Source organism: Amycolatopsis anabasis, assembly GCF_009765355.1.
GTDB classification, from domain to species: domain Bacteria; phylum Actinomycetota; class Actinomycetes; order Mycobacteriales; family Pseudonocardiaceae; genus Amycolatopsis; species Amycolatopsis anabasis.
Window position 1 is genome coordinate 1 of the sequence record NZ_VTHK01000090.1, and the last position, 17573, is coordinate 17573.

The 17573-nt window shown below is 68.5% G+C and carries 10 protein-coding genes, 2 tRNA genes and 1 rRNA gene; 6 read left to right on the forward strand and 7 right to left on the reverse strand.

Annotated features, from left to right (window positions below):
- Positions 1-146 (reverse strand): 16S ribosomal RNA (locus FXO23_RS47665); the annotation flags it as partial.
- 459 nt (positions 147-605) lie between these two features.
- On the opposite strand from FXO23_RS47665, the gene FXO23_RS47670 reads away from it, so the two are divergent.
- Genes FXO23_RS47670 through FXO23_RS47695 form a run of 6 tightly spaced genes read left to right on the forward strand, consistent with a single transcriptional unit; the run spans position 606 to position 11631 of the window.
- Positions 606-2165, forward strand: a complete 1560-nt coding sequence (locus FXO23_RS47670; RefSeq protein WP_158895332.1) for a TIGR02677 family protein — start codon at positions 606-608, stop codon at positions 2163-2165.
- Positions 2162-3355 carry a TIGR02678 family protein gene (locus tag FXO23_RS47675; RefSeq protein WP_158895334.1) on the forward strand — a complete coding sequence of 398 codons (1194 nt, stop codon included), beginning with the start codon at positions 2162-2164 and terminating at the stop codon, positions 3353-3355. Before FXO23_RS47670 ends, FXO23_RS47675 begins: the two co-directional genes overlap by 4 nt.
- On the forward strand, positions 3352-7407 hold the full coding sequence (locus tag FXO23_RS47680; protein WP_158895335.1) for a TIGR02680 family protein: 4056 nt from the start codon (positions 3352-3354) through the stop codon (positions 7405-7407). Before FXO23_RS47675 ends, FXO23_RS47680 begins: the two co-directional genes overlap by 4 nt.
- Entirely contained in the window at positions 7397-8665 is a 1269-nt protein-coding gene (locus tag FXO23_RS47685) for a TIGR02679 family protein (protein ID WP_158895337.1), read from the forward strand. The genes FXO23_RS47680 and FXO23_RS47685 overlap by 11 nt, the downstream gene beginning before the upstream one ends.
- Before the next feature lie 31 nt (positions 8666-8696).
- Positions 8697-10406 carry a DUF262 domain-containing protein gene (locus FXO23_RS47690; RefSeq protein ID WP_246258543.1) on the forward strand — a complete coding sequence of 570 codons (1710 nt, stop codon included), beginning with the start codon at positions 8697-8699 and terminating at the stop codon, positions 10404-10406.
- Positions 10393-11631 carry a type II toxin-antitoxin system HipA family toxin gene (locus FXO23_RS47695; RefSeq protein WP_158895339.1) on the forward strand — a complete coding sequence of 413 codons (1239 nt, stop codon included), beginning with the start codon at positions 10393-10395 and terminating at the stop codon, positions 11629-11631. Before FXO23_RS47690 ends, FXO23_RS47695 begins: the two co-directional genes overlap by 14 nt.
- A 344-nt stretch (positions 11632-11975) precedes the next feature.
- Here the strand turns inward: FXO23_RS47695 and FXO23_RS47700 are convergent.
- The 6 genes from FXO23_RS47700 to FXO23_RS47725 all read right to left on the reverse strand — a co-directional run bounded on the left by FXO23_RS47700 (position 11976) and on the right by FXO23_RS47725 (position 17501).
- Positions 11976-12048, reverse strand: a tRNA-Arg gene (locus FXO23_RS47700).
- Between the two features lie 57 nt (positions 12049-12105).
- Positions 12106-12194 (reverse strand) — tRNA-Ser (locus FXO23_RS47705).
- A 67-nt stretch (positions 12195-12261) separates the two neighbouring features.
- Complete coding sequence (locus FXO23_RS47710) at positions 12262-13974, reverse strand: phosphatidylglycerol lysyltransferase domain-containing protein (protein WP_158895341.1); 1713 nt, start codon at positions 13972-13974, stop codon at positions 12262-12264.
- A gap of 25 nt (positions 13975-13999) precedes the next feature.
- Positions 14000-15997, reverse strand: coding sequence for an acetoacetate--CoA ligase (locus FXO23_RS47715; protein ID WP_158895343.1), 1998 nt, complete (start codon positions 15995-15997; stop codon positions 14000-14002).
- Positions 15998-16051: 54 nt separating this feature from the next.
- The gene (locus FXO23_RS47720; protein ID WP_158895345.1) at positions 16052-16807 is read right to left on the reverse strand and encodes an ESX secretion-associated protein EspG; all 756 of its coding nucleotides are present in this window, start codon (positions 16805-16807) and stop codon (positions 16052-16054) included.
- Positions 16808-16865: 58 nt separating this feature from the next.
- Positions 16866-17501, reverse strand: coding sequence for a dienelactone hydrolase family protein (locus FXO23_RS47725; protein ID WP_158895347.1), 636 nt, complete (start codon positions 17499-17501; stop codon positions 16866-16868).
- Positions 17502-17573: the final 72 nt, after the last annotated feature.

The window sequence follows — 17573 nt, forward strand, 5'->3', positions numbered from 1 at the left end:
CTTATCCCAAAGTACAGGGCAGATTACCCACGTGTTACTCACCCGTTCGCCACTAATCCACCCCCGAAAGGGCTTCATCGTTCGACTTGCATGTGTTAAGCACGCCGCCAGCGTTCGTCCTGAGCCAGGATCAAACTCTCCAACAATGCATCAGAATTCAATCATGACGAAAATAATCACTCAAAGAAAACCCAAAACGAGGGTTAACATAAAAGCTCTACTGGCTTAGTTCACTAAGCACACTGTTGAGTTCTCAAACAACACGCAAATGGTTTTGCTTCTGGTTTCGGCGCAGACCCTACCCCACTCGAAATCTCGTCGATTCTTGGGGGCAACGTTCACGCCAAACTGGGACCACCCACTCTACCACACGAGGTGGGAGCTTGGTTCGTGTTCCCGCGCCGCCCGGTCTCCCTGGCGACGAGGAAAAGATTACACGCCCCGTAACCCCACCTGACACGGGGGGTCGTGGTTGTGCAGCTACCCCACCTGATCAGGGAAAACCCGATCTCGGGTGGAACCTTCGCGCGGAGCTGCCGACCAGCCCGGGAACTGACGGTGGCCGGTCGTAGCCTCGACAGCACGCGAGAGAAGGGGTGACCGCAGTGACCGATCATGACTTCCGGCCGTTTGCCCACCTGTCCGCGCCCAACGCCGAGCTGTACCGCAGGATCATGCGCGCCATCCTGCAAGCGAAGCGCCGGTTCGCCGTGCACATGCGTCCGGAGGACGTAGGAGAGGTCCTTGACGGCAACCTCGACCCGCTCGTCATCACCGACGCGCTCAGCCGCCTGGTCGAGTGGGGCAACCTCCGCGCCGATCCGGACACCAGTCGAGTCACCACCGTCGAGGACTTCCATCGCGCCCGATTTCTCTACCAGCTCACCCGCGCCGGCGAGGCCGCGGAGCAGGCGCTCGAGACGTACGACAAGGCCCTCGGCAGGCGCGGTGCACTGCAGGCCGTCGCGCTCACGGATATCGCCACGCAGCTACGCGCACTTCTCGAGCTGGCCGAGCAGTCCGACGCCGACCCGGCCAAGGTGCACCTGTCGTTGCGCATTCTGGTCGATCGGTTCACCGATCTCGCGGATAACGCCCAGGCCTTCATGGGTTCACTCCACCGGACCATCGATTTACACGATGCCGACGCGGACGCTTTCCTCGCCTACAAAGACCGCCTGATCGATTACCTCGAACGCTTCATCAAGGACCTGGTCAGCACCGGTTCGGAAATCGCGGCGCTCGTCGACGCCACCGAGCATGCCGGGGTCGATCGACTTCTGGACACGGCCGCGTGGCGTGAAGCGGAGGACGCGGCGCCCGGAGCGGCCGAGGAAAGTGCGGACGATCCGCGCCGACATGAGTTCGAGCGTGGCCAGGTGCTGTGGCGGGATCGCTGGCAGGGCTTTCGCCGGTGGTTCGTCAGCGAGCCGCACCACCCCAGCCAGGCCAAGCTGCTGCGTTCCCAGGCCCGCGCCGCGATTCCACAGTTGCTGCAGGCGGTGACCACCCTGAACGAACGGCGAGCGGGCCGTTCCGATCGGTCCGCCGACTTCCGGAATCTCGCTCGGTGGTTCGCCCAGGCGCCGGACGAGCCGTCGCTGCACCGGTTGTGGCGCTCGGCCTTCGGACTCTCCCCGGCACGCCATCTGACGGTGGACGCCGAGACACTCGACGAGCGCGCCCTCAACCCCGTCCCGGCGACAACGCCCTGGGCCGAGGCGGCTCCCCTGTCGATCAGCCCCCGACTGCGCAAGACCGGCAGCTACGAACGCCGCGGCAAGCCGAACCGGGTCCTCGATCGATCCGGCGAGCGCCGGCGCCTCGCCGAACTCGCGGCACGCGAAGCCGAGGAGACCGCCGCCGCCCGGTCCGCCCTGGCCACGACGCATCCGACCCGGCTCGCCGACTTCGGCAGTCTCGATCCGTCCGTGTTCCGACTCTTCCTCACCCTGCTCGGCGACGCGCTCGCCGCCAGGGTCCCGGGGCAACGAGTGGTCGAGACCACCACCTCGGACGGAACGATGGCGATCCGGCTGACCGCCCTGGAAGGCGACGACCAGGCGGAGATCCACACCCCGGACGGCGTCTTCCGCGGTCCCGACCACCTGGTCGAAATCGTCGATCTGACCGGCCCCAGCGTATTCGAGGAAAGGACCGCATGAGTTCGCTCGCGGACGCGCTGTCGTCCACCCGTGCCGACGAGCAGCGGCGTGCCGCCCGCGCGCTGCTCCGGCGCCCTCTGCTGCGCGCCTCCGGGCCGGATCCGGACGCGTTCCTGCTGGTGCGCAAACACGGCCCCCGGTTACGGGAATGGTTCGACCGCAACACCGGCTGGCGCCTCGTGGTGGACAGTGAGGTGGCCAGGCTGGTGAAGAACCCCGCCACCAACGACGACCACACGCACCCTGCACGAGACGTGCGTTCGAAACAAGCCTTCGGCAGGCGCCGATACGTCCTGACCTGCCTGGCGCTCGCCGCGCTGGACCGCGCCGACGCGCAGATCACCCTGGGCCGGCTCGCCGAACTGGTCGTGCTCGGCGCCACCGATCCCGTTCTGGTCGAAGCCGGCACCGCCTTCACCCTCCAGGGCAGGGAGGAGCGCGCCGACCTGGTCGCCGTCGTCCGACTGCTGCTCGACCTCGGCGTGCTCAGCCGGGTGGCCGGTGACGAGGACGCCTTCGTCAAGGACACCGGTGACGTGCTCTACGACGTCGAACGCCGGGTGCTCGCCGCGCTCCTCGCCGCACCGCGCGGACCGTCCACGATCGACTCACAGGGTTTCGAGGAGCGGCTCACCGCGTTGACCGCCGAAGTCCCCGCCACCACCGAAGACCTGCGCAACCAGCGCATCCGGCACCGCCTCACCCGGCGCCTGCTCGACGAGACCGTGCTCTACTACGACGAACTGGATGAGGCCGAGATCGCCTATCTGACCAGCCAGCGGGCGGCGATCACCGCCCGGATCACCGAACTCACCGGGCTGGTGGCGGAAGCCCGCGCCGAGGGGATCGCCATGGTGGATCCCTTCGACGACCTCACCGACGTCCGGATGCCGGAAACCGGCACCGAGGGCCACGCCACGCTCCTGCTGGCCGAGCACCTGGCGCGCAACACCGACCGTGCGGTCGGCATCGAGGAGCTGCGTGAATACGTCCGGCGCCAAGCTCGCGAACACCGGTCCTACTGGCGGCGCAACGCCGGCGAACCGGGAGCCGAGGTCGAACTGACCACGGTGGCGCTGGACCGGCTGGAGGCGTTGCGGCTGGTCTACCGGACACCCGATTTCGTCACCGCGTTCCCCGCGCTGGCCCGCTACGCACTGGCCGAGCCGACCATCGGAGACTCCGCATGACCCGTGACCTTCCCGAACCCGTACGCCCACGCTGGCAGCCGCTCCGCGCCGGCCTGGTCGACCTCTTCTATTACGACACCGAGGAATTCTGGTTCCGCGACGGCCGGTTGCTACTGCGTGGCAACAACGGAACCGGGAAATCCAAGGTTCTCGCCCTGACATTGCCCTTCCTCCTGGACGGCGAACTGGCGCCGCACCGGGTCGAACCCGATGCCGATCCGAAGAAGAAGATGGAGTGGAACCTCCTCCTCGGTGGTGCGCACCCGTATCCGGAACGGCTCGGCTACACGTGGCTGGAGTTCGGGCGTCTCGACGAGCACGGCACGGCCCATTTCCGCACGCTCGGCTGCGGGCTGAAGGCGGTCTCCGGCAGGGGAATAGCCCGGCACTGGTTCTTCAGCACCACCCAACGCGTCGGCCTGGAGCTGGACCTGGTGGACGCCACCGGCACCGCGTTGTCCCGGGACCGGCTGATCGACGCACTCGGCGAGCACGGCGCCGCCTACGACCGGGCGCGTGACTACCGGAGGGCGGTAGACGAGGCGTTGTTCGGGCTCGGCGAGCAGCGTTACGGCGCCCTCGTCGACCTTCTCGTACACCTCCGGCAGCCGCAGCTGTCCAAACGCCCCAGCGAGAAGGCGCTGTCCGCGGCGCTGACCGAGGCCCTGCCCCCGCTCGACCAGGCCGTGGTCGCGGATGTCGCCGAGGCCTTCCGCACCCTCGAGGAGGACCGGGATTCCCTGGTGGCGATGACGGAGGCCCACGGCGCCGCGAAGTCGTTCCTCGGGCATTACCGCAGGTACGCCCGGATCGCCGCTCGTCGCCGGGCCGCGCTTCCCCGAAACGCACAGGCTGTCTACCGGCGGGTCAGCGAGGAACTGTCCGCGGCCGACGCCGATTTCCACCGCGCCGGTGCGGCGCTGCAAGCCGCCAAGGACCGGCTCACCGACCTCGCCACGGCCCGGAACCGCCTGCAAGCCCGCGACGGCGCGCTCCGGGCGAGCCCGGAGATGCGCAGTGCGGGTGAGCTGGAACGGGCCGCGAATGACGCGAAACGACTGGACGAAGAAGCGACGCGACTCGATCGCGAGCGGCAGAGGACCGCAAGGGCACTGGGCACCCGCAAGGAGCGCTTCGCCGACGCCGAACGGCGGCTGGATTCCGCGCGGGAAGCGCTCGTCGCCGCACGCCAGGCCACCGGTTCGGCCGCTGCCGCCGCTCGGATCGCCGAACCGCACACCCAGCGGATCGACGCCGCGCTGGACGACGACCCGGATCTGCGTGACCTGCGTCGAGTCGCGGAGCAGATCGCCGATCGTCAGCAGCGGGCGATCGGCCACGTCCGCGAATTGATCGCCGCCCAGGAGCAAGCCGGGCGTGTTCTCGCAGATGCACGGCGGCGGGTGGCCGAACTCGAAACGGAGATGAGCGAGCTCACCGACCGGCGAACGGACGCCGACACCGTTCTCGCCGAGCGAGGCGGAGAACTGGTTTCGGCCGTGCGCGGTCACCTCGACGTCGCCGTCGAACTCCGGCTGCCCGATCCGGCCGCCACCCTCGCGGAGCTGGAGCTGTGGGTGGAAACACTGGACGGGCCGAACCCCGCCACGTCCGCGATCAGCTCCGCGGGACAGAGCGCCGCCGACCAGCTCACCAGGGCGGATGCGGTGCTGGAATCCCGGCGAGGGGCCGCAACCGAACGGCTGGCCGGACTGGTCGAGGAGATTCAGCGCCTGGAACGCGGCGAGGACAGCGTGCCGCCGCCGCTCCACACGCGGGACGTCGCGTCACGCGCCGGCCGAGCGGGCGCCCCGATGTGGCAGCTCGTGGACTTCACCGAGCACGTTGACCCTGCCGACCGCGCGGGACTCGAAGCCGCGTTGGAAGCAGCGGGAATCCTCGACGCCTGGGTCACCCCGGAGGGCGAGGCCCTGTCCGCACGGACCGACGACGTAGTGCTCCGGGCCGACGGCCGCGGTTTCGGCGGGCTCCTCGGGATACTTCGCCCGGCTGTGGACCGGGAGGATCCTCGCGCGGACGCGATCTCCGATGCCACGGTGATGCGTTTGCTCTCGTCGATCGGGCTCGATGAACAGGACGGCGAGACTTGGGTCAAACCCGACGGCCGGTTCCGGATCGGTGTGTTGGAAGGCGCGTGGCACAAACCGGCCGCGACCTTCATCGGTCGCGGCGCCCGGGAAGCCGCCCGCCGCGCCCGGCTCGCCGAGCTGGGCGCCCAGCGAACGCTGGTGGAGGCGGAGCTCGCCGAGATCGACGAGTCCCGTGCGGAATTGCGAACGCGGAAGGAAACGCTGACGACGGAGGTCACCGGCGTTCCTTCCGACACCGCGTTGTGCCAGGCCCATGCGACGGTGGCAATGCTCACGGGGGAGTACGTTCGTCTCGGGAGCCGTCAGCGGCAAGCCGCCGAAACCGCGAACGCGGCGAGCGAGGCCTTCACGGACGCCCAGTCCACATTGGACCACGACGCCGCCGATGCCAACCTGCCCGCCAGCCCGGCCGAATTGTCTAAAGTAGACGCGTCACTGGGCGACTACCGGGTCCGGCTCGCCGGACTCTGGCCCGCGGGGGAATCGGTGCGGGACGCGGTCCGGACAACCGAGGAGGCGGCCCGGGAAGTCGAATCGACCGAAGCCGAACTCACGGACCGCGCGGAGCGGGCCGAGGTGGTGCGCGAAGAGGCCGCCGCCGCCGTCGAGCGGCACCGGACCCTGCTTTCCACCGTCGGCGCCGCGGTCGCCGAACTGGAGCGCCAGCTCGCCGAAGTCGCGGATCTGCTGCGAGCCAACGAAACCGAACGGGTCGAGGCGGACCAGGAACGGGAGTCGGCGATCGAAGCTCGCGGCGAGGCGAAAGGGCAGCGTGAAACGCTGGGCCAGCAGCTGGCGGCGGCAACCGAGGAACGGGCCGCAGCGGCCGAGTCGTTCCGGCGATTCACCGGCACCGGCCTGCTCGCGGTCGCCCTCCCCGAGTTGGAGGTGCCCGATCCCGGAACGGCGTGGGCACCGGATCCGGCGATGCGTCTGGCCCGAAGGGTCAACGACGAACTCGCCGGCGTCGCGGACGACGATCCGGCCTGGGAGCGCGCGCAGCACCGCCTCAACATCGAACTCAAAACCCTGCAGGACGCCCTTTCCCAACGGGGTAACCGGGCGTCCGGCGACCTGCGGGAAGACGGCATCGTCGTCGAGGTGGAGTTCCAGGGGCGCCCGACGTCGGTGCCCGAACTGACCGAGGCGCTCGCCGCCGACGTCGCAGACCGGGAACGGCTGCTCAACGAACGGGAACGCGAAATCCTGGAGAACCACCTGGTCAACGAGGTGGCCAGCACGCTGCAGGAGCTGATCTCGGCGGCGGAGGCGCAGGTCGACCGGATGAACGCCGAACTGAACGACCGCCCGACGAGCACGGGTATGCGGCTGCGGCTGACGTGGCGGCCGAAGGAGGACGGTCCCGGCGAACTGGCGGCCGCGCGGGAACGACTGCTCCGGCAGACCGCCGACGCATGGTCGGAGGAGGACCGCGCCGCGGTCGGCGGTTTCCTCCAGGCCAGGATCGCCGACGTACGTTCGCGTGACGCCGCCGGTACCTGGCAGGAGCACCTGACCGAGGCGCTGGACTACCGGACCTGGAACCACTTCGTCATCCAACGGCACCAGAACGGGCAGTGGCGGCCCGCGACCGGGCCGGCCTCGGGTGGGGAACGCGTGCTCGCGGCCAGCGTGCCGCTGTTCGCCGCCGCGTCGGCGCACTACGCCTCGGCGACGAGCCCACACGCACCGCGCCTGGTCACCCTGGATGAAGCGTTCGCCGGTGTCGATGACAACGCCCGAGCGAAGTACCTGGGCCTGCTCGCCGCGTTCGACCTGGACGTCGTGATGACGAGCGAACGGGAATGGGGGTGTTATCCGGAAGTCCCGGGGCTGGCCATCGCGCAACTGTCCCGTACCGACGACGTGGCGGCCGTGCTGGTCACCAACTGGGAATGGGATGGCCGGACACGCACCCGGGTGGACCGCCATGGGCATTGACCACGACCGGCTGGCCCGCCTCCTCGGCGATCGGGAGCTGGCGTGGCTGGTCGATCGGGTCCGGCGACGACTCGAACGCGGCGAGCCGCTGGACACCTCCGTGACCTTGACCGGCTCAACCCCGGACCAGCGGGCGGCCGTGCACCGGCTCCTCGGGCGCCGCCCACGCCCCGGAGCCACGCTCTCGGTCTCCCTCGCCGCCGTCGACCAGGTGCTACGCGGCTCCGGAGCGTGCCCGGACGGCCTGGCCGCCGCGGTGGTCGCGCTGACCGGCCCGGTGACCGAGCGCGCGGCGGCCTTCGCGGCTGCTGAACAGGCCTGGCAGCACGCCTTCGCACCGCTGGATGCCGTCGTCACCGAACTTCCCGCCCTCGCCGACTGGCGCGCACACCTGCACACCACCGGCCTGGTACGGCGGCTTGCCGGTACACCGGACGCCGCGAGTTCGCTGCTCGCCGATCTCGCCGCGGTGATCCGCAAACTGCCGGCGTCCGGGGAACCGCTGGGCACCTTCGCGGCGCGGGTGGCGGGCAGCGCGCACGCGCTTGACGACAACCGTCCACTCACCACGCTGACAATCGGCGCCGCGCGAGCCCTCTCCGGACTGCCCGAAGGTTCCGGCGCCGAATGGCGACGCGAGGTCTGGGCCGCGGTCGGCCTGCTGCGCGACGAAGTGTCCAGCACGGTGTTGACCCTCGGTCTCCCCGGTGACTCCTCGACGCCCACCGGCCGGGCACTCGCCGCGTTGCGCACGACCGGCGAGCCCGTGGTGCTGACCCTGCGCCAGCTCGTTCGCGACACGCCGACGCTATCGCTGGCCGATCAGGTGGTGTCGGTCTGCGAGAACCCCGTCGTGATCTCCAGCGCGGCCGACCGCCTCGGCCCGGCCTGCGCACCGCTCGTCTGCACCCACGGCCAACCCGGCGCCGCCACCCTCCGCCTGCTGCGCCTCCTCACCGACGCGGGAGCCCGGCTGCGCTACCACGGCGACTTCGACTGGGGTGGCCTCCGCATCGGCAACTTTTTGTTCGAGCGCCTACCCCTCACCCCTTGGCGATTCGACACCGCCGCCTACCACGCGGTTTCCGAACTGGGCCGCCCGCTCACCGGAACCCCGGTCACCGCGACCTGGGACCCCGACCTCACCCCTGCCATGACTGCCAGCAACCTCGCCCTCGAAGAGGAACTGGTCCTCGACCAGCTACTGGAAGATCTGGCAACTGACGCGGCTGGCCGCGCGAGTGTCGGTCCCACCTGAGATCCTGAACGAGGACCACGGGAGGAAACAGTTGATCGGCGGACTCGACAGGCAACAGACGGCCACCACACTCGAGCTCGAAGACCTGGTCATGCGGACCTGGGCCGGGCACATTCGAGTGCCCTACTTTCAACGCGATTTCCGGTGGGGGCAGAAGGAAGTCGCCCAGCTCTTCGACAGCATCGTGAAGCGTTACCCAATCGGGAGCCTGCTGCTCTGGGAGCGACACGCCGAGGCGGACACCTTGCGTCTGGGCCACCTTGAAGTAGCCGCGCCGGAGCTGGAGCAAGCCCATTTCGTCGTCGACGGCCAGCAACGAATCATCAGCCTGGCCAATGCACTCAACTCCGAAGGCGCACGCCACGCGCCGTTCGCGTTGGCGTGCGACGTACGTAACGGCGGCAGCTTCACGACACGCCTCGGAAGCGCTCAGCCGTGGCTGGTCCCGGTGCCCATATTGTTTGACCTACCGAAATTGATCAAATGGTTCACCGACCATTCCGAAGCAAGCGAATTTCAAGAGCAAGCCTACAATATTGCCACAACTATTCGCCAGTACAAGGTGCCCGCATATATCGTGCGCCATGACAACGAAGCAGTCCTTCAGGACATCTTCGATCGGATGAACAACTACGGGAAACGCCTGACCCGCGCCGAAGTGTTCGCCGCGCTCAATGCGGGTGATGAAACCCGACGTGACGACAATCTGGATTTCTCTCTGATCGCGGATCACATCCGTAGCGATCTGAGCTTCGGACAACTCGACGAGGGCACCGTGCTGCGTGCGGTCCTTGCCCGTCGCGGTCCCGACGTCGAACGCGAGATCCGCCTCGAGTTCGCCGAAGACCGCAAGGGGCAGGTCGATTTTCCCCAGGAAGATCGCGACGCGGCCTTCGCGGAAGGCGAAGCGGCGTTGCGCCGAGCCGTGAGCTTCCTGCAGGAAGAGGTGGGGGTCCCGCACATCAGCATGCTCGCGTACCGCTTCCTGTTGATTGTGCTAACCAGGGTATTCGCACACTACCCCGAACCGGACCAACGCAACCGCCAACTGCTCAGGCGATGGTACTGGCGGACCGCACTGGCGGGCCCGAGCCTGTTCAAGGGCGGCAACACCGGCACGACCAGGGCTCTCAACACTCGAATCCGCCCTGGTGACCTATCCGGCGCGATCCAGGAGCTACTAGCGACGGTCCCCGAGAACCGATATCCATTACCCGACTTGAGCAAGTTCAAAACAAGCAACGGCGACACCAAGATCGTGCTGGCTTCCTGGTGGGGCACGGACCCACGGTCACCATACACCGGCGAGCCCTATGACATCTCCGAGTTGTCCGCATTTCTCGAGGACCGAACCACGGCAGCAGACGCCGTTCACAACATATTCAACCGACGCGTGGTGTCCAAAGAACAGTGGCAATGGGCAGCCAACCGAGTGCTACTCCCCGACGAAAGAGTGCCAAGCGGAGAACTGGATACTCTGCTTTTTGACCAACCGCTCGTTCTGAACGAGTCAACCTGGCGCTCCATGTTGGACTCACATGCGTTTCCGGCGAATGCGGTCGCAGCAAGTAACAGCGCCAAGGTCAGCGCCGAAAACTTCCTCAACGCCCGGCAGAAGATCTTGCACGACAGGCTCGAGTCATTCCTTTCCGCGAAGTGCGAATGGGAATTTGAAAACACGCCGCCACTCGACGATTTCGTGCTCGTAGACGAGGACGAAGACGGCGATGACTCTTACTGAATCGGTGTTCGCGGTGTGGCTGCACGACCGACGGGTCGGCATGCTGCATCAGCACGGCGATTACACCCGCTTCACGTTGGACGACGACTACAGCGCCGATCCCCGTCGCCCGGTGCTCGGTCTGATTTTCGAGCAGGATCTGCTCGCCCGGCACACCGCACATATGCGGCTTCCGCCGTGGTTCTCCAACCTGCTGCCGGAAGGGGTCCAGCGGAAGTGGATCGCGACCGATCGGGAGGTCTCGCCGGACCGTGAAATGGAGCTACTGGCCCAGGTCGGGCATGACCTGCCCGGCGCCGTCCGAGTAGTCCCCGCTGACGAGGCTGGTGTGAACCTGGCGTGGGACATGGCTCCCAAACCGAAGAAGGCAGATCCCGCCGACGAGGACTGGCATCGGCTGAAGTTCTCCCTGGCCGGGGTAACGCTCAAGTTCTCGATGGTCTCCGAAGGCGAGCGGCTGACCCTCCCGGCCCGCGGCCAGGGCGGCGACTGGATCGTCAAATTGCCGGACGCACGACATCGTCACGTTCCGGCCAACGAGTACACGATGATGTCCCTGGCGGCCGCATCCGGAATCCAAGTGCCCGAGGTCAAACTGGTGCACCGCGATCAGATCGAAGGTCTGCCGGGCGAACTCTGGCCGCATCGCGAACAGTGGGCGTACGCCGTCCGCAGATTCGATCGCGACGATCAGCGCAGGCTGGTGCACATCGAAGACCTCGCCCAGGTCAGGAATTTCTACCCAGATCCCACGTGGAAATACTCCGGCAACTTCGAAACCGTCGCCGGTCTGATCTACCGTCGTCGCGACCTCCCGGCGCTGCGCGAGTTCGCCCGTCGGCTCGCGTTCAACATCTTGATCTCCAACGGCGACGCCCATCTCAAGAACTGGTCCCTGATCTACCGCGACCCGCGCGTGCCCACGCTGTCACCCGCCTACGACCTCGTATCGACCGCGCACTACATGGAGAAGGAAGACCTCGGGCTCAAGTTCGGTGGATCCCGCAGATTCGAGAACGCCACGCTGGCGACTTTCGCCCGCCTGGAACGCCGACTCGACGCGAACGGTGCCGAGCTCGTCGACCAAGTCACCGAACTCGTCGAAAAGACCCGCCTGAACTGGCCGAGGTTCGCCGAACACCTCGATGGCGTCCCAGATCTTCAATCCGACATCACGGACAGCATTGAACGCCACCGCCGAACTCTGCTCAGAACCCGGAACTGAGTCCAGCCGCAACGAGGAAGCACCGATCTGCTTCCGCCACCTCACCGCTTCCCTGCACATCTCGTCGGGCGCGGACATCGCGGTGGTGTCCGAGATCATGGCCACTCGAACGTCAGTGTGACGAGAACGACATCCACGGTCACCTGTTCGACAAGGCGAAGCGGGAGTCGGTCGATCGTGCTGTCGCCCTGGTGCCGCTGAAGGGGCGCCCGAAAGCGTCCTAGGCGGTCCCACACATTTCCCACACAAAAGCAGGTAGACGGCCTGTCCCAGACACAAATCAAGGCCCCGTCTCTACCCGAGAACAAGGCCCTGACCTGGTGTTTCGCTGTCTCAACCAGACGCGCGCCCGAAGGGATTCGAACCCCTAACCTTCTGATCCGTAGTCAGATGCTCTATCCGTTGAGCTACGGGCGCAGTGTTCAGTTGTTGCCGGTCGAGGACCGGCGTGGTGCTCGGCGAACCGAACCCCGGCGGAGGCTCCGGGATTTGAACCCGGGAGGGGGGTTACCCCCAACCGCATTAGCAGTGCGGCGCCATAGACCAGACTAGGCGAAGCCTCCCAGGTCAACGACCACTGCCGACATAGAGTACACATCCGGTCCGCGGCTTGACCAAGCACCCCCCTCCCTACCGCCGGAGCATGCGGAGCAGTCGCGGGGACCGGCCGCCGAGGCCTTCGGCTTCGAAGACGGCGATGCCGACGCGGGGTAGTTCGCGGACACCGGGGAAGACCAGGTAGCGCGGCACCCAGCGGGGCTGGAACTTGGCGTTGAACCGGTACAGCGTCTCGATCTGGATCCAGCGGGACACCACGCCGAGCAGTTTCGCGGACATCCGGGCGACCGGGCCCGCGCCGATGCGGCGGCCCTGCTCCAGGACCGCGCGGAACGCGGCGAAGTTCAGGGACACCTGCTTGATCCCGTGTTCCCGGGCGGCCAGCAGGAGTTCGGAGATCATCAGCTCGTTGACGCCGTTGTCCGCGGTCCGGTCGCGGCGCATCACGTCCATCGACAGCCCGTGCCGTCCCCACGGAACGAACTGCAGGATCCCGCGCACCCGGCCCTCCTGTTCCGCGGTCACCAGCACCGAGCCCGGGTCGCCCATCCGGCCCAGGGCCATCGAGAACCCCCGCTCGGTGTCCGTTCCGCGCCAGGTGGCGGCCAGCGCCCGCAGTTCGGCCAACTCGTCCGCGCTCAGCTCCTCGGCCAGGCGCACGCGCACCTTGTACCCCGCCCGCTTGGTCCGGGACACGGCCTGCCGCACACCGCGCATGATCCGGCCGTCCAGGGTGAACGTCTCGGTGTCCACCACGGCCTCGTCGCCGATCTCCAGCACGTCCAGCCCGAAGCGCGACCACACCGTCGCCCCCAGCTCGGAACAGCCCAGCACCGCGGGCACCCAGCCGTGCCGCCGGCACACCGCCAGGTACTCCTCGATCGCGCCCGGCCAGGCCTCGTGGTCGCCGAGCGGGTCCGCCGAGCACACGGCCGCCCCGGCGATCACGCGGTAGGTCACCGCCGCCTTGCCGGACTTCGAGAACACCACGAACTTGTCCGGCCGCAGCGCGAAGTAGCCCAGCGAGTCGCGCTCGCCGTGCTGAGCCAGGAGCTCGCGCAGCCGGGTCTGCTCCTCGGGGGACAGGTGCGGTGACGGTTCGGCGGATCGGAGCACGAAATACGCGGCGATCAGCACGGCGCCCAGCCCGAACAGCAGCCCGACCGCGGCGCTGAGGTCCTCCAGCCACAACGCGTGGAACTCGGCGGGCCCGGACACCCCGACCAGCGCCAGCGCGGACTCCGCCAGGCGGCCCGGGAAGTCCAGCGGGGCCAGCACGGTCGGCGAGGCCACCGAGAGGAGGACCAGGTTGATCAGGAACCCGGCCAGCAGCAGCTGCACGAAGACGCGCACCGCCCGCCACTTCCCGGTCACCGGGTCCGGCAGGGCGATGAAGTACCGCCGGTTGGCCACCAGCAGCACGAACAGCACCACCGAGACCATCCCGGCGCCGACCACGTGCCGCAGCCCGAAGTGGGCCAGCGCGAGCAGCACGGTCGTGGCCACCGCGAGCTGCCAGGCCCGCCGCTTGCGCCGGCGCAACCCGGCGGCCAGCAGCACCAGCAGGACGCCGGTGACCAGCACCACGGTGGCCGCGGCGACGGTGGCCTCCTGCGGCAGCTCGAGCCAGTCCGCGATGTGCCCGCGCAACCCCCGGCGGCCCGCCGGGAGCACGACCGACACCACCGCCGCCAGGCCGACGAGCCTGGTCACCCAGGTGATCGCCAGCACCGACGCGGCGCCGCCGAGGCTCCACCTGATCGCGGTTCGTGACTCCCCGGTCACCGCGGTTCAGGCCAAGCGTTCTTGGTCACTTCGTCCCCGTCTCACGCCCCCTCGCCAGCTCGACGAAGGGACTCAACGCGTCCGGGTTGGCCAGCGCGTCCCTGCTGACCGCACGTTCCGGCGCCACCCCGGACAAGATCCTCTTTACCGGTACCTCACACTTTTTACCGTTCAACGTGCGCGGCACCTCACGCACCTCGACGAACCGGTCGGGCACGTGCCGCGGTGACAGCGCACCCCGCAGCTCCCGGCGCAGCCCGGGCTCCACGTCGGCCAGGGATGCCCCGGGCGCCAGCACTACGAAACACAGCAGCTCGCCGTCCGCATTCCCGGCGCCGGATGTGTCGATCACCAAAGAATCGGCGATCTCGTCGTAGCCCTCGACCACCCGGTAGAACTCGGCGGTGCCCATCCGCACGCCGCCGCGGTTCAGCGTCGAGTCGCTGCGGCCGTAGATCACCGCGGAGCCGCGGCCGGTGATCCGGATCCAGTCGCCGTGCCGCCAGACGCCCGGGTAGTGCTCGAAGTAGGCCTCGCGCAGCCGCGAGCCGTCCGGGTCGTTCCAGAAGAACACCGGCATGGACGGCATCGGCTGGGTGATCACCAGCTCGCCGACCTCCTCGACGACCGGGTTGCCCGCCTCGTCGAACGCGGCCACCGCGGCGCCGAGCGACGCGCAGGACAGCTCGCCGAGCCACACCGGCACGTCCGGCGCCGAGCCGACGAACGCGGTGCACAGGTCGGTGCCCCCGGAGACCGAGCAGATCTGCACGCCGCGGCCGATCTCGTCGACGATCCAGCGGAAGCCCTCCTTGCTCAGCGGCGCGCCGGTCGACCCGATCGCCCGCAGCGCGGACAGGTCGTATTCGGCGGCGGGCTTGAGGTGCTTCTTCAGGCAGCTCTGGATGAACGGGGCCGAGGTGCCGAAGTAGCTGACCCGGTGCTGTTCGGCGAGGTGCCACAGCACGTTCAGATCGGGGTGGCCGGGGCTGCCGTCGAACAGCACGATGGTCGAGCCGACCAGCAGCCCGGAGATGAGGAAGTTCCACATCATCCAGCCGGTGGTGGTGAACCAGAAGAACCGCTCGCCCGGGCCGAGATCGCATTGCAGTGCAAGGGCTTTCAGGTGTTCGAGGGTGATCCCGCCGTGCCCGTGCACGATGCCCTTGGGCAGGCCGGTGGTGCCCGAGGAGTACAGCACCCACAGCGGGTGGTCGAACTCCACCGGATCGAACCGCAGTTCCGCGCCCGCGTTCCCGGCGAGGAGTTCGTCCCAGTCGCGGGCGCCCTCGAGGGCACCGCCGAGGTAGTCGATCAGCACGGTTTCCTCGATCGACGGGATTTCCTCGCGCAGCTGGTTCACCGTGGCGCGGATGTCGAAGGACCGTCCATTGTAGACGTATCCGTTGACGGCGACGAACACCTTCGGCTCGATCTGGGTGAACCGGTCGGCGACCGCGCGCACGCCGAAGTCGGGCGAGCACGAGGACCAGATGGCGCCGAGGCTGGCCGTGGCGAGGAAGGCGACCAGGGTCTGCGGGCTGTTCGGCGCGAGCGCGACGACCCGGTCGCCCTTGCCGACGCCGAGCCCGGCCAGCGCGGCACGGGCGGCGGCGACCTGCGCGCGCAGCTTGCCGTAGGTGAGCTGGCTGGTGACGCCGTCCTCGCGGTGGAAGACCAGGGCCAGTTCGTCGTCGGCCTTGGCGGCCCCGGCGACACCCGGGGTCAGCGCGTGCTCGGCGTAGTTGAGGGTGCCGCCCGGGAACCAGCGCGCGCCCGGCATGCTCGCGTCGGCGAGCGTGCCGGTGGGCCGCTCGTGCCAGCGGACGCCGAGGAATTCGGCGACGGCGTCCCAGAAGGGGCCGGGCTCGCGGACGGAGTACTCCTGCAACTCGTGGTAGCCCTCGACGGCGACGTCGCGTTCGGCGCGCAGCCAGGTGCGGAAGGCTTCGATCTTGGTATCGGCCACCCGGTTGGGGTCCGGCCGCCAGAGCAGTTCGGGGGTGTCAGCAGCGACGGTCACCCGCCGAGCCTAACTCGGTTCCGGGGTGGCAAAAGGTCCCTTCGCGCGGCGGGGCTACCCGGTGACCGAATCGAGGAGCTCGGCGATCCGGTGCTGGAGCCGCCGCGGGTGGGCGGGCTCGATGGTCACCCACTGCTCCGCGCCCTGCTGCACGGTCACCAGGTACCGCCCCGCCTCGGTGTCGAACCAGTTGAGCACCTCGGACCGCTCGCGCGGGCCGTTCGCGGCGAGCTGACCGGCCGCGGTCCGCGGCGACTCGACCAGGGTCGCCACCGCGCGCACGGCCCGGCCGGTGACCCCGCCCGAGGCGAGCGCGTTCTCGAAACCGCTGTAGCCCGCCCGGGCGAAACCGTCCAGCGCCTCGGCGTAGGCGGCCCGCGGCATGCTGACCGGTTCGCCCGGCCCCGGCGGCAGCTCACCCATCAGCCCGGCAACCGCGGTCAGCACGCCCTCGCCGCGCAGCGGTTCGAGCACCACTTCCGCTTCGCTGCGCACCGCGAGCACTCCGGAGTTCCCGCGCGACACGGCCAGGATCTGCAGGCATTCGGTGGTCACCAGCTGCATGTCCACCGAGAAATCGGGATCCGCCAGCGGGAACAGCAGCTCGCCGATCTCGTCGTCGAGGTCCTCGTCGGCTTCGAGCCCGGCGTAGACGCCCTGGGCCAGCTCGTCCCGTTCCGCGATGGTCACGCCGTGCGAGGCGACCTCGAGCGGGTACGGCTGCTCGCCCGCGTCGAGGTCCTCCCACAGCACGTCGAACTCCAGGTGCGACAGCACCACCCCGCTGTCGGTCGCCGTACGCCGGACCATGTCATCCACCTCCGTGCAGATGCTGTGTCTTCGATGACACCGGGCCCGTTACGGTTCCCTACCGCAAATGCGCGTCGAACCAGTTCAACGTGCGCTGCCAGGCTTCGGCGGCGGCGTCCGGATCGGCGTCGAACCGGTGGTTCGCGCCCGGGTACCGCACCACGTCGGTGACCACCCGCGCCGACGCGGCCGCCTCGCGCAGCTGCTCGACCTCCGCGCCGCCGACCTCGTCGCCCGCGTCCCCGTAGATCCCGAGCCAGGGGCTGGTGAGCTTCCCGGCGATCTCGACCAGGGTGGGCAGTTCGCCGATGCGCTGCCCGCCGACGCTGACCGCCGCGCCGAGCTTCCGGTTGGAGGCGACCACGAGGGCCGCCGTCCCGCCCAGATCGAACCCGACCACGCCGAGCAGATCGGCGCTCACCCCGCGATCGACCAGCCAGGCGAGCGTGACGTCGGTGGCCGCGAGCACGTCCTCGCGGGTCAGTTCCCCGGCGCCGTCGTGGATGTGCGGGGCCACCGCCAGCCAGCCCTCCCCGGCCAGGCTCGCCACCAGCAGCCGCACCCCGTCGGTGACGCCCTCGTCCGCATGCAGCACGACCAGGCCCCCGCGGATCGCGCCTTCCGGTTCGGCGAAGGTCAGCCGGATCGAGCGTCCATCGGCACGTACGTAGTCATCCGTGTGCGTCTGCGTCATGGATCTACTCAACCACTGCGGGGTAAACAGAAGAAGGCGGCCCAGCGGGCGTATACCGTCTGGGTGCGCACC

What these genes read in the sequence shown, in the direction of transcription:
- FXO23_RS47675 (WP_158895334.1), top strand. Translation starts at nt 2,162, where the DNA reads ATGAGTTCGCTCGCGGACGCGCTGTCGTCCACCCGTGCCGACGAGCAG.
- FXO23_RS47680 (WP_158895335.1), top strand. Translation starts at nt 3,352, where the DNA reads ATGACCCGTGACCTTCCCGAACCCGTACGCCCACGCTGGCAGCCGCTC.
- FXO23_RS47685 (WP_158895337.1), top strand. Translation starts at nt 7,397, where the DNA reads ATGGGCATTGACCACGACCGGCTGGCCCGCCTCCTCGGCGATCGGGAG.
- FXO23_RS47695 (WP_158895339.1), top strand. Translation starts at nt 10,393, where the DNA reads ATGACTCTTACTGAATCGGTGTTCGCGGTGTGGCTGCACGACCGACGG.
- FXO23_RS47720 (WP_158895345.1), bottom strand. Translation starts at nt 16,807, where the DNA reads ATGGTCCGGCGTACGGCGACCGACAGCGGGGTGGTGCTGTCGCACCTG.
- FXO23_RS47725 (WP_158895347.1), bottom strand. Translation starts at nt 17,501, where the DNA reads ATGACGCAGACGCACACGGATGACTACGTACGTGCCGATGGACGCTCG.